General features: G+C 35.8%; 14 protein-coding genes. 4 read left to right on the top strand and 10 right to left on the bottom strand.

Translation table 11 applies throughout. The features are described from left to right. Positions 1-78: 78 nt before the first annotated feature. From PSPO_RS17945 to PSPO_RS17935, 3 genes are all read right to left on the bottom strand, one after another. Complete coding sequence (locus PSPO_RS17945; protein ID WP_010559163.1) at positions 79-1,881, bottom strand: DEAD/DEAH box helicase; 1,803 nt, start codon at positions 1,879-1,881, stop codon at positions 79-81. Between the two features lie 252 nt (positions 1,882-2,133). After that, positions 2,134-2,427 carry a DUF5329 family protein gene (locus PSPO_RS22035; protein WP_420848536.1) on the bottom strand — a complete coding sequence of 98 codons (294 nt, stop codon included), beginning with the start codon at positions 2,425-2,427 and terminating at the stop codon, positions 2,134-2,136. 58 nt (positions 2,428-2,485) lie between these two features. Continuing rightward, positions 2,486-3,334 (bottom strand): endonuclease/exonuclease/phosphatase family protein, encoded by an 849-nt coding sequence (locus PSPO_RS17935; protein ID WP_010559165.1) that lies wholly within the window; start codon positions 3,332-3,334, stop codon positions 2,486-2,488. 179 nt (positions 3,335-3,513) lie between these two features. Between PSPO_RS17935 and PSPO_RS17930 the strand changes: the two genes are divergently transcribed. Continuing rightward, a complete protein-coding gene (locus PSPO_RS17930) occupies positions 3,514-3,924 on the top strand; it encodes a DUF3718 domain-containing protein (protein WP_010559166.1) in 411 nt (136 codons plus the stop codon). 56 nt (positions 3,925-3,980) lie between these two features. Here the strand turns inward: PSPO_RS17930 and folE are convergent, their stop codons facing one another. Beyond that, positions 3,981-4,622, bottom strand: a complete 642-nt coding sequence (gene folE / locus PSPO_RS17925) for a GTP cyclohydrolase I FolE (protein ID WP_010559167.1) — start codon at positions 4,620-4,622, stop codon at positions 3,981-3,983. A gap of 484 nt (positions 4,623-5,106) precedes the next feature. Here folE and PSPO_RS17920 point away from each other — a divergent pair, with 484 nt between their 5' ends. Beyond that, on the top strand, positions 5,107-5,358 hold the full coding sequence (locus PSPO_RS17920; protein ID WP_010559168.1) for a hypothetical protein: 252 nt from the start codon (positions 5,107-5,109) through the stop codon (positions 5,356-5,358). Here PSPO_RS17920 and PSPO_RS17915 read toward each other — a convergent pair. The 6 genes from PSPO_RS17915 to PSPO_RS21915 all read right to left on the bottom strand — a co-directional run bounded on the left by PSPO_RS17915 (position 5,355) and on the right by PSPO_RS21915 (position 11,098). After that, entirely contained in the window at positions 5,355-7,139 is a 1,785-nt protein-coding gene (locus PSPO_RS17915) for an ATP-binding protein (protein ID WP_010559169.1), read from the bottom strand. The genes PSPO_RS17920 and PSPO_RS17915 overlap by 4 nt on opposite strands. A gap of 363 nt (positions 7,140-7,502) precedes the next feature. After that, a complete protein-coding gene (locus PSPO_RS17910; RefSeq protein ID WP_010559170.1) occupies positions 7,503-9,410 on the bottom strand; it encodes an SMC family protein in 1,908 nt (635 codons plus the stop codon). Continuing rightward, the gene (locus PSPO_RS17905; protein ID WP_010559171.1) at positions 9,403-9,897 is read right to left on the bottom strand and encodes an ABC-three component system middle component 5; all 495 of its coding nucleotides are present in this window, start codon (positions 9,895-9,897) and stop codon (positions 9,403-9,405) included. Before PSPO_RS17905 ends, PSPO_RS17910 begins: the two co-directional genes overlap by 8 nt. Then, entirely contained in the window at positions 9,897-10,472 is a 576-nt protein-coding gene (locus PSPO_RS17900; RefSeq protein ID WP_010559172.1) for an ABC-three component system protein, read from the bottom strand. The genes PSPO_RS17905 and PSPO_RS17900 overlap by 1 nt, the downstream gene beginning before the upstream one ends. A 21-nt stretch (positions 10,473-10,493) precedes the next feature. After that, positions 10,494-10,838 (bottom strand): hypothetical protein, encoded by a 345-nt coding sequence (locus PSPO_RS17895; protein WP_010559173.1) that lies wholly within the window; start codon positions 10,836-10,838, stop codon positions 10,494-10,496. A gap of 74 nt (positions 10,839-10,912) precedes the next feature. Further along, on the bottom strand, positions 10,913-11,098 hold the full coding sequence (locus tag PSPO_RS21915) for a tyrosine-type recombinase/integrase (RefSeq protein WP_010559174.1): 186 nt from the start codon (positions 11,096-11,098) through the stop codon (positions 10,913-10,915). A gap of 596 nt (positions 11,099-11,694) precedes the next feature. On the opposite strand from PSPO_RS21915, the gene PSPO_RS17885 reads away from it, so the two are divergent. Both PSPO_RS17885 and PSPO_RS17880 read left to right on the top strand, forming a co-directional pair. After that, entirely contained in the window at positions 11,695-12,357 is a 663-nt protein-coding gene (locus PSPO_RS17885) for a PDDEXK family nuclease (protein WP_010559175.1), read from the top strand. A 2-nt stretch (positions 12,358-12,359) separates the two neighbouring features. After that, positions 12,360-12,812, top strand: a complete 453-nt coding sequence (locus PSPO_RS17880) for a hypothetical protein (protein WP_040642560.1) — start codon at positions 12,360-12,362, stop codon at positions 12,810-12,812. Positions 12,813-12,820 lie beyond the last annotated feature (8 nt).

Raw genomic sequence — 12,820 nt, 5'->3', positions numbered from 1 at the left:
TTTATGTTGTTGAAATTTGTAAGTGATTAATAACAAAAAAGCCATGCAATGCATGGCTTTTTGTGGAGCTAACCTTAATTAGTTAAACGTTGGCATCGAACGCTCATCTCTTCTTGGTCTGCTTTTCTTTTTAAATGTTTTAATAGAGCGATCGTCGTTGCTACGCTCACGTTTACGAGGTGGACGCTTACCACGATTTTCAGAATCATATTGACCCGTTGCACCTTCAACAATGCTTGGGTTGATTTTATGGCGGCGAATTGTCACGTTCTTTAATTTTTCAAAACCTTGGCTAGGCAACGTTTTTGGTAATTCAACGTGACAGTGGTTATCAAACAGTTTGATATTACCGATTTCACGAGAATTAATACGTACTTCATTAGCAATTGCGCCAACGATGTCACTTGGTTTAACACCTTGTGCACGACCAACTGCAAATTTATAGGTAGCAAAATCACCTGGATTACGACGTTCACGACCGCCTTCACGACGACCATCTCTGCCACCGCGCTCACGGCCACCTTCACGACGACCATCACGTGCGCCACGCTTATCTACCGGATCCGCTTGTGGGAATAGTGGTAGTTTTTGCTGTAGTTGATACAACATTGCAGCTGCTAATTGTTCCGTTGTAATTTCACTTTCTTCAGTGAACCTTGCAAGTACCTCAGTGTATTTTTCAAGGTTCGGGCTTGCTGCAACGCTTAGTAGCTTTTCTTTTGTTTTTTCAATGCGGTGCTTGCTTAATTGGCTTGCATCAGGCATTTCAAATGGCGTAATTTGACCTTCAGTTGCACGCTCTAAACGGTTAAGAAGGCGCATTTCACGGTGTGATGCAAATAAAATAGCTTCACCTTCACGACCAGCACGACCAGTACGACCGATACGATGAACATATGATTCACTATCAAATGGTAAGTCGTAGTTAATTACGTGGCTGATACGTGGTACGTCAAGACCACGCGCTACAACATCGGTTGCAATAAGAATGTGAATACGACCATTTTTAAGTTGGTCAACGATGCGTTCACGGTCTTGCTGCTGCATATCACCATTTAGTGCTGCTGCCTTAAAGCCTTTGTTAACAAGGTGCTCTGCTAGCGTTAGGGTGTCGTTACGAGTACGTACGAAAACAATCATTGCATCGTAATCAACAACTTCTGCAATACGCTCTAGACCCGCTGTTTTACCAATAGCACCTACACGCCATGCACGTTGTGTGATGTTAGCTTTTGCTTGTTTTTCAACAGCAATTTTAACGTGAACAGGATCAGTTAAGAACTGAGACGTAATTTTCTTGATAGGTGCTGGCATAGTTGCAGAGAAGAACGCCATCTGCGTATCTTCTGGCACATGGTCTAAGATCCATTCAATATCGTCTAGGAAGCCCATGTTAAGCATTTCGTCTGCTTCATCTAATACACATGCTTTTAGGTTGTCTAGGTTTAAACGACCTTTTTCAATGTGATCCATCATACGACCTGGTGTACCAACAACAATTTGTGGGCCACGTTTTAGGTCGCGGTTTTGGATAGTATAAGATTGACCACCGTAAACAGTCGCAATATTTAAACCGCGAATGTTTTTAGCGAAATCTGTAATTGCTTCTGCTACCTGAATAGCAAGCTCACGTGTAGGACATACCACTAACATTTGTGGTGCGTTTAGGTTTGCATCTAGGCGTGCTAGTAGTGGTAAACCAAATGCTGCAGTTTTACCAGTACCTGTTTGCGCTTCACCTAGTACATCTTTACCTGCTAATAATGCTGGAATTGACTGTTGTTGGATTGGAGTTGGCTCTACAAAACCGAGTTCTGTAATTGCACTTAGAATAGGGGTAGGAAGGTTTAGTTCTTCGAATAAAATTTTGTCGTTTGACATCTACTACTCAACTTTTTTGCGGCTTTCGCCTAAATAAGATACACGGAGGTAGAGGCCAAAATGTAGAAATATACATGGCAGCATATAGCACCCAAATAGCGTTAGCTATTTTAGTTATGTTTGGTCTTTACCTCGTCACACAGTTAACGCGTAATTTAGCGTTCATTCCGACGATTGGCTGATAAAGTCCCAAAACACAGCGCTTGCCGGAGTTGGAGCACTATACAGCAATATACTGCCAATGCAAGTAATTTAACGGTTTCGCGTTGATTTTTTAAAATTGATCAGTTTATTATTTAACCACCCATTACTGTTAACAGCTTCTTTATTAGGACATTTTATCTTATAGGCTATACCCGTCCACGAGCTTTTAGTTGCGAGATTTTTAATAAAGGATTTACCGTTTTGTGCGTATGATTTTCCATTGTTATATTTTAATGTTAGGTGCTCAGCGGCACGTTTCGCTGAATGGGAAACGCCATTACGTATAAACGAACAATCGCTTTGTTTTATCTCGTTTATTAAAAATTTTACCTCAAGCGGCATTGCTCCGTGCGCAAACGTAGACAAACATAATAGTAATGTACTTAGTTTAATGCTTATTTTAGAGCTCATTGAATTCTAGCTCCGCAACAACAAAGGCATGATCCGATAAAGCGCCTTCAACATTGTAATATGACTTAAAAGTAAAGTGTTGCGAGACCATTATCCAATCGAGTCTTTTTGCGCCAAAGGTGTTGAGTTCATTAGACTGTGCGTTATAAATACGTAAGCCATAGCTATCTGATAAGGTTTTAACGATTGAATTTTGCCACCGCCAATCGGTATTAAAGTCGCCCATAATTATAATAGGGGCGTTCAAATCTTTGAGTTTGGTAAGAAGTTCCTTTATTTGCTTATTACGTACTGATGCTCTCGAGAAATCTAAATGCAAAGAAACCACAATGATATCTTGAGCTTGCTTATTTAAATTAACCTTAGCGTAACTAAAGCCCTTATTAGTTGTAGGCCAACTTGGGGCAAACGTTATGCCATCACAATTGATAAGCGGAAGTTTAGAAAAAAGCGCGGTTCCATAGTCTCCCCACCAGGCATTTACATGACTCGTAGCGACGTAATTTTGAAAATTTGTTCGTTTTAATAAGTAATCCACATGACTAAATTGACCACTCCACCAAGAGGCTTTGTCTATTTCTTGAAATGCAACAATATCGGGATTGATTTGATTCACCTTTGTCGCAATCGCGTTTAAATTTGTTTTAATCTGCTCAATTGAGCTGGTTATCTGAGAGAAATTGGTACCGCGCCCGTGGGCGATGTTGGCGCTCATTACCGTAACTGTATTTTTCTGAGTATGTGAGGCAGAGCGAGTGTTATCACAATAACTACTGGCTGCAACATTTAAACACCAGACGCTTATCATCAAAATGGTTAACTTAAATACTTTTTGCAAATTGGTCACCTTTAGCTTGCTAATTTCATCGTTAATATGAAAACAGCTTGTTAATGATGTGAGCTTAATGATTACTGAGTTAGTTTAATTTGTAGACAGTTTGGTTTTAGCTATATTCTCCATTGTTAAACTAAATTTAGCGTATATAATTCGCTCAAAATTCATTTAGGAGCTATATTATGCTTAAGTTAATTTCAGTACTTACTCTCACTATGTCGTCATTTGCCTTTGCAAGCAAAGATGTTTCTAAAGATACATTCTATACTTCTGTATGTAATGTAGCCAAAACGAATGGATTTCAAGCTGCTAAAGCATTTGCAAAAGAGCAGGGCGTATTTATCAGTGAACATTATTCAGATATCGCGTGTAATGGCGTTTCACTTAAAACCTTTGCGAAAACGCAAAAAGAAAATCAAAACTCATCGCAAGAGTTTAATTTAGTAGATGATAGTGACGCGACGCAATTATGTGCAAAAGCGGCAAAGCTTGGTGTTAAAGCGGTTGAGAAGCGAAGCAAGAATGTTAAAGCACTTACGTGTAATGGCATGCCAGTCACTGAGTTTGTGAAAAGCATTAATACTGCAAGCTAAAGTAAAATTGTATTTAATTAAAAAAGGTGTGATTTTTAATCACACCTTTTTTTGTATTAATTCGCTAAGAACTCAGCGCGAGTATTGCTATTGGTTTTGAAATCGCCACCTAATGCAGTGGTTGATGTTTCAGACGTGGCATCCATTACACCACGGCTTTTAACACAATAATGAGTTGCGTTAATTGATACTGCGACATTGTCAGTTTCAAGCAGAGCTTGTAAAGCAATGAGTATTTGCTGTGTTAGTCGCTCTTGTACTTGAGGGCGCTTTGCAAAAAAGCGCACAATACGATTGATTTTAGACAGACCGATGATCTTTTCATTTGGAATATAAGCGACCTTGGCGTAACCATCGATGGTAACAAAATGATGCTCACAGGTACTCGTTAGTGAAATGCTATTCACTTTAACCATTTCATCTACTTGCATTTTATTTTCAATTAACGCAATTTTTGGAAAGGTTTCGTAATCAAGCCCCGAAAAAATCTCATGCACATACATTTTTGCAATGCGATGTGGCGTTTCGGCTAGGCTATCATCATTAAGATCAAGCCCAAGTGTATCAACAACTTCTGTAAATAAGCCTTTTAGTTTGTCATATTTTTGTTCTGAACTAAGGCCTACGTCTTTGAGAGGTGTTTCTAACCCCTTAGCAATAAGCGCTTCTTTTACAAGAGTGGCTTCTTTGGAAATCATGTTACTTCCTAAATATGGCTGAACGATAGCCAGTGACCTCAATCAATAGTAATTGAGATGATTAACGACGCATTTAAAGGAGTATATTGTAGAGATTTTGCCGAAATTCACAATCATAAAAACGAATTCTATATTTCAAAACAACTACTTTGCGCAATTTATGCACTGGTAGTTATTTGGCAATACGCTATTAACACTTCATAAATAGTTTATTTTCTAATACCTATATCTAATTTACACACGCAAATGTATTTAACGCTAAAACTAGTAAAGTGAAAATAAGTAGGGTAGTTTTGTAGAATCTATGAATAAATAGTCAGTGCTTATTATGAAATTACTTGCGTTACTCTCTGTAGTAATTCTGTTTGTTTTGTTACTCAATCTCTTTGGAAAATTCTTAGCTAAGAAAGCGGGTAAAAATAAATAGGAATTTAAATTCGCTTCTTGGTAGAATAACTTCACGATTAGTAAAGAAGTACATACTATGGATTTAGTTCAGTCCCTTTTTAATTATGCTTGGCAGATTGTTGTTTACTTATTTTTGCTTTGGCTCGTTTATTATTTCTTTACTAATACCTCACGTACCACCAAAGTGTCTGTCACAATCGCATCAGCAATTATCATTACAGTAGGCGTAAGCACCGGCATGTTAGAAAGCCAATTCAACAATATTGATGCTGCGTCTGAGCAACACATTAAGCATATCAAAGCGATCCAAGAAACTTACGACTCTTAGCTATCACTTCCGTTTGAGTTATCAGCAAAGCTTTTTAAAGTTTTATACAACACATTCTTATCAATTGGTTTAGCAATGTGGCTGTTAAACCCGATGTGGTGATAGTTTAATACATCGTTTTTCATCACATTTGCCGTTATAGCAATTATTGGAATGTCACCATTTTCGCCTCTAATACGACGACAAGCTTCCATGCCATCCATTTTGGGCATTTGAATATCCATTAAAATTAAATCGGGTGAGAATTCAGTGAATTGTTCAACCGCCTCAGCACCATCAGTGACAAAGTGAAGAGAAGCATTAGTTGCCTCCATCATAGCTTTGATAATAACGGTGTTAAGCGCGTTATCTTCCGCTACTAAAATTGATAGATGCTTTAAATCGGGTGGGGTAATTGTTTGTTCTTCGCTCACCAGCGTGTTTTTATCGCTTTGCGGTAATGGTAAAAACACAGATACCTGCGTACCTTGGTTAATACCACTGGTTGCAGTAATTTTTCCACCCATTAAGGTAACAAGGTTTTTTGTGATTGCCATTCCTAAACCAGTGCCACCAAACTTGCGGGTGATACTTGAATCGGCTTGGGTAAATCGTTCAAAAAGTTGAAATAATGCCTCTTCACTCATACCGATGCCTGTATCGGTTACCACAAAATTTATTCCATCAATATCATTTAATTGTTTGCGGCAAACAGACACAGTTACACCACCAGTTTCAGTAAATTTGACTGCATTTGACGTTAAATTAAGTAAAATTTGCCCGACACGAACCGGATCACCAACCCACAAATCACTCATGTTGTTGTCTTTTTCTATGGCAAATGAAATGCGTTTATCACTAGCTAGCGGCAAAACATTAGATGATAAACCTTCTAAAACTTCACCTAATGAAAAATCAACCTGTTCTATATCAATTCGATTTGCTTCAATTTTGGAGAAATCCAAAATATCGTTAATGATTGTCAATAAAGCTCTACACGAAAATAATGCCTTTGAGGCTAAGTCGATATTTTTAACTTGTTTTAAATTACCTTGAAGTAATTGCAACGCTCCCATAATGCCGTTTAACGGTGTTCTAATTTCATGACTCATATTTGCAAGAAAATCAGATTTTACGCGCGCGCCTTCCAAAGCTTTGTTTGTTAACTCGTGTTCTTTTTTGTTTGCTGATATTAACTTAATAAAATAAATTGCGAATAAACAAAGAAAAATAACAATACTGGCAATATGAACGCTATACGCAACAGAAAAGTGGTTGTTAATTAATTTTCCTTCTTTTGTTAAACGAGAATTTAGTTGACTATCAAATTGTGCAAGCGCTTTAAGCGCGGGTAAATCATCCACTTTAACAACAGCATCAATTTGTTCACTGCTTTTACCTTGGCCAATCATGACTAAAACAACATTTAACTTTTGTTCGTAAGCGGTAACCGTTTTGCTTATAACCTTAATTGACTCAGGTGTATATTGATTAAACTCCTTAAGCTTCTCCAAGGTCAATTTTATGTCTTGTAGATTTTGATTAAGTAATGGCTCATATCGTTCAATGTCTTTACGTAACACCAAGTTCTTAAAATCATGTATGAACCCGCCATATCCCATTTTTTGTATAAGCGTGTCATGTAATGAGTATACTTGCTGTGCATCAGTTGAATACAAGCGCCATTGTTTATCAACCTGGCTATAAAAGTACAGTGAGACGAATGTAAGCGCGATACCAGTTACAATAACCGCGATTGTGTATACGCTAAGTAGATGACGTTGTTTTTTAAAGTCACTCATGTAAAACGTAATTTATAAAATAATTTGTTCTTTATATAGTTAAGAACTTAATTCGAAAATTGCACTAAAGAATTGATATAGCGAAACACATTAAAGCTTATAATGCACGTTATGTTAAATTGCGTGTTTTGCGTCATAAATGTGTCTAACTTCTTCCTGTCGTCTGGTGATTCTCGCGAGAACTCAGAATAACGCTCTATTCTGAGTTAATCAGTTTATTCTAAGGTGTAAGATTAATGTTGCAGTTTTTAATGCATAGAAAATATATTAACTAATAAATGGATCGTAGAATCGTGTATTCATATAAATTAGTACGAACTACGATCCAGCTTCAAATTAAGGATGGAGTTACTTTAAACTTTGTTATTTTAACTTTATAACGTTGTCTAAATGATATGGACCTACACCATATTCATCGTTGTTTAAATCATCTAACACCATCGAAGTACAGAAAATCAGTTGAAAATCACCTTCAATTTGGGAAAACAACTCTATAATCTTTTTCTGGAATTGATGGCTTCGAAAAGGTTTCATTCCTCCATTCTCGATAGAATCTAGCATTAGAAATCTAGGCAATCGATAAGCATTGTCTTGAAGAGACCTTAACAGTGTAGAAATGTGGAAAGTATTTTTCTTGATAAAGTTAGAGCTGGCTGAGAACTTTACTCTGCCATCTAAGAGTAATCTATCTTTAGCAAAGTCGATCTCTACATCATTTACACCAGACGAAAGAAAGCTTTCTTCGTAAGGTGAACCATCTTCTCTTTTCTCGCTATTTAATATGTTTACAATAGATTTTGATAATCCGTTGTATACATTATTTGAACGTCTTTGATTGGAAAGAGTTGCGTCTTCAATCTTCTGTTTAATTTCTGCAATTTTTTCTATTAGAGCAGTTTTTCTTGATTTCTTGGCATCTAAGCTTTTAATGATATTGATTTTATTCTTAGAGTTCTCATTTTGAGCTTCTAGAAACCCAATCTTCCTCGCATTATCTTCTCTTTGGCTTTGAGTAAGATCTACTACTTTTGCAACTTCAACAAGCCTGCTTTGTGCTTCTTTAAGCTCTCCCACAGTAATTTCAATTATCGCCTCAAGACCTTCTTTTTGGTCTAGATAATTTGTCATAACAGTTGAGTTACTCTTTATTTGAAAATTTAATTCAGTCAAAAGCTCTAAATAATTATCACTCTCTTCTTCTTTTAGTTCACATTTGCACAATGAACAATGTCCCTGTTCTACAGGTTCTACTTTCTCAAGGCACACTGGGCATTTATCAAAGCTAATTTCGCCAAGTGAGTTATATAATGCTTGTGACTCAAGAAGGGTTTTCTTCCTAAACTCAAGTGATTCCGAGTAAAGCTCACAATCAACAATTTCGCCAACTACCGTCCCTAAATCATCTTTGAAACTTTTCAACTTCCTAGAAATCAAGTTGATTTCATCTTCAACTCTTTTGTATTTTCTAGCTCTCTCTTTTTCTAAATTATCATTAGATACTGATTCAAATTTTTGCTCTCTTAGTAATACAATTTCCTCATTGTTTTTTACAATTTCAGTTTGCATACTCTCAAGGGTCAAACCAGAATCTTTCCCTAATATTTTATAAATAGCTGATAATTCAGATTTAATTGATTCAAACTCACGATCTGCCATTAAAAGTTCTTGTCTAAGCTGATGCGTATCTAGGTTATCTAAACCTAATAGGAACTCAGCAACAGCAATTCTCATTGTATCGCTATCAGCTCGTTTATTATCTTCAGCTCTAAAAAGTTTGAACGATGAAGTTTCCTGATCTGCGTATAGAAATCGTAATAACTGATGCATCGTGAGATTGGCATATTCTTCAGATTTTGATGACTCCCAGCCTAGTAGCTCAAACATACACTCTGAAAATGAAGCTCTTTTCTCGGTTCTCCTAGGGCCAAAATGTTTCCAGCCCAACACAGATTCGAGTGCAGCATTCATGTCATTAGAGAACATAGAAATATCAGGAATTTTCCCAACTTCAATCGCTCGCTTTAAGGTAAATGTTTTTCCATTTATATTTAACTGGCAAATAACGCTGTCACACTTATCCGCAGGATGTAGCCATTGATTAGCTTTGATCTCCCCACCTAATACATAGAAAATCAATTCTAAAATTGTTGTTTTCCCGACTGAGTGTTCACCTCTGATAACATTTATACCTTTGTGAAACTCTTCGTCATATACGAAGCGTCCTAGCTTCTCAACAACTAATCGCTCAATATAGAAATTTGACTTAATCATATTTGTATTCCATTAATCCACTACGAGCTTTTAATCCATTATTTCCAGACAACTGTACCTTTGGTAGCTCATTAACTAATAGCTTAAAAATGTCTGTTTTACTGAAAGAATCTTCTTCAAATGTTTTAACTAGCAAATTCGGAAGTTTTGTATCTATTAAACAAACATTGTTGTTAGTAACTGTGACCAATCCTCTATATTGAAGATTTGCTAATGCCACTTTTTGAAGAGATTTTAATTCGAAAAATAAAGCCCTAGAATTTGGAGTTACTTCGAATGGGTTCTTAATCCCTGAAATAAGCGACTTATAACGATGTAAAGGGGACGGCAGCTTTTTCATTTCATTTAGTAGATGAGGGTAAACGTAGTAAAAATCTACAAAGCTCAAAAGTGTTTTATCACACTGAAAGTTTGGAAATGACCGTAATAAATTTAGATATCTATAAGCACAGTGATGAGCATCATAGCTAGGATGGTACATGATCATTAGATCCACTCCACATGACACTTTTCTGTTAAAAAATATAGCATCCCTTCAACTAACTCACTGCTCATCATGCCACCCGCCATTGAGACTTCCTGCGATAAAGGCTCCAAAATTGTTGAATTAATAGCGCTGGCAATGATGACTTCGTCACATTGTTTTTGTAATAGCGGGAGTATATGTGCCTTAAATCGAGTTAAAATCAAACTCAAAACATGATCAAATATAATTTGATATGACTTAACATGCTGAAGTTTAGTGATCATTTTGGCTGCTTTTTGGCTTGAAATTAATGCGCCATCGTAATAATGCGCTCTATTCGCCAATCTTAGCTTATTTTCTAACCCTATTACTTTTCGGTTAGCTTTAGCGGTGATTTTTTCTTGTAGTTGCTCCAAAAAAAACTCGTATTCAGGAGAGTCCTCCCTCAATTTCTCATGGGTTGCAATTAATTCTTTTAAAGCTGCTGCACTAACATCAATATTAAAATTTGGCAGTTTTACTACAGTGCTTCCAACATTTAAGTCACCAGCCACTTCATTATTATTTATTTCGTTATTATGGACTGAACTTACCATTGCTAAATCCTGCTATCGGCATTAACCGATGTTCAAATCACCCTTAACTTTGTTTTTATTAATTTTATTATTCTTGATATCTGCTACTTTATATTTTTGGCCAATGTTTAAAGAGGATTCAACTTCATTTTCTTCAATTTCATTATCGAGAATTTGAGGTTTATTAGAGGAATCATTCTTTGGCATCGTCACGCGATAACAAACAAAAATGCAAAATAAGAAAACAATCGCCAAGAAAACGATATTCAGAAGAAGGTTATTTTGAAGTAGTTGAGATTCTGCCAGATAATTATTTGTTAAATTGTAAAATACATAAGTAACAATTACCGATGGTCCACCAACTTTTAATGCTCTATTCCAATCCATAGAAAAATTCCAAAACTAAAATATATATTTTTCAGATACTAACAAATAAAGTTTTCAATGCATAGAAAAGAAAACTAAAACAACCGACTACCACCTTCAGCAGAAGGATAAGTGGCTTCATAAACCTCAAATAACTTCTTGCGACTTACATGAGTGTAAAGTTGCGTAGTGAGGATGCTTGCATGACCTAGCATTTCTTGGATATGGCGAATATCAGCGCCATTATCGAGCTGTGTTGTGAGGATAAAGATGGCACGCACCAGTACGGTCAGACTTCCTCATTTCACATACTGTGATGCCATATCAGACAACTTACCCGGCACATTGCATTTACCATTGTTGGCTAGGAGTAGAGACTTGCCAGATCTAATACATGCAAAAATAAGTCTGATCTTACTAATGTAGAATGCTAGCCAATCACATCCTCGCTGGCTAATTTGTACCAAACACTCTTGTTTACCTTAACCATGATTGCGAACCAATTTGGAATTAAAGATAAAGTTAATACAGAAGAAAATAACCATTAAATTGATAACAATTTTAGGCTTATCAAGCTTCATAGATCATATAGCTTTTCATTAGAATATTGCTTTTTTCGTAATTTAATTACATTTTTTTGAAAAAAATTACATCGATTAAAATCAATGATTTGGAAAAGTGTCAAAAAATATCAAATTGTGTCAAAAACAATTTTAATTATAAAAACACACCTCTTTTCATTAATTTATGCCCTCTCCTTTAAAAATGACAGTTTATATAATTATAGTTATATTATGTTATTGAAAAATAACAGTATTTGATCAACCTAAAATCTTTGCTATTACTATATTACATTCAAATTTTAAATGAATATGAAATGAGCAAAGTAAAAGATTTAAAACTTCCTTTTGCAAAAGAACCCACGAGGTCATCTTGGTGGGCAAATATCAGTTTTCTTCCAAATATTAAATCGGACGGTTCGGATATGCTTAGGGTTGAAAGTTCACTTGAAGCTTTGTTAGTTATGAAGTTACTAATGGATCCAAAAGTAAAGTATGTAACAAGCGCTTGTAACTCTAAATATATTCAAAGCTTAGGTCGTCGTTATACCGATGATATTCAATACACTTATTCTGATGATGTATTACATCTTGTTGAGGTAAAACAGTCTTTAAAATTAATGGACGAAGATCTTAAGGAAAAAATTAAATTAATAACTTACGAATTAACAAGTAAAAACAGCGTATATGAAGTCATGACCGAACACGATATTTGCCCTGGCGAGGCTGCTTCAAATATCCTGAGATTTTTTAGACATTTCTACTGTAGCTACTCAAGTGAAGAATTAGAAAAAGTTGAAAAAATAGCGTTGTTACTTGATTCAGGCTCAGGTATCTCACTCAAAAACTTAATCGACTATTTAATATCTAAAAAAGTTTCATATCCTGCCCAAAAGGTGTGGCATTTACTCGCACACAAACGGTTGTCGGTAGAGGATGAATCAAAATACATTAACAGTAACACGCTTATATGGGCTTGATTATGTACAAGATAAATAATGAGTTTCTAATCAATAATGAAATTGTGAAGGTTACCTACTCAAGCTATGGCTACACTGTATTTAAATATAAAAAGGATGGTGTTGAGAAAGGCTATGACAATTATCAATTACATAGGCTTCACAAAAAAGGCTTATTCAAACCAGTTTTGAGAAAAGAAATTGATGAAGAATCTTTAAAAGCATCATTCACATTTCTTCCTGAAAACCAAAAAAATGAACTTAGAATAAAAATAGCTCTAGTAAACCAATTTATTGCCTCGCCGGTAAAAGCAGGAGAAGAAGCTAATAAAATAATACTAGATACACTTTTACTTTTGGGGGTTAGAACGCGTTTTGCTGAATCTACCGTTCGTGGCTGGGTTACTAGGTTCAAAAAAAGCGAGGGGAACATACTCTCACTTTTGGATGGCCGAAGAAAAAAGCCTAATTTCTGAGATGAAAA

Origin of the sequence: Pseudoalteromonas spongiae UST010723-006, from assembly GCF_000238255.3 — a bacterium.
Taxonomy (GTDB): domain Bacteria; phylum Pseudomonadota; class Gammaproteobacteria; order Enterobacterales; family Alteromonadaceae; genus Pseudoalteromonas; species Pseudoalteromonas spongiae.
The sequence above is the reverse complement of the archived record's forward strand: the minus strand, read 5'-3'. Positions and strand labels throughout refer to the sequence as shown.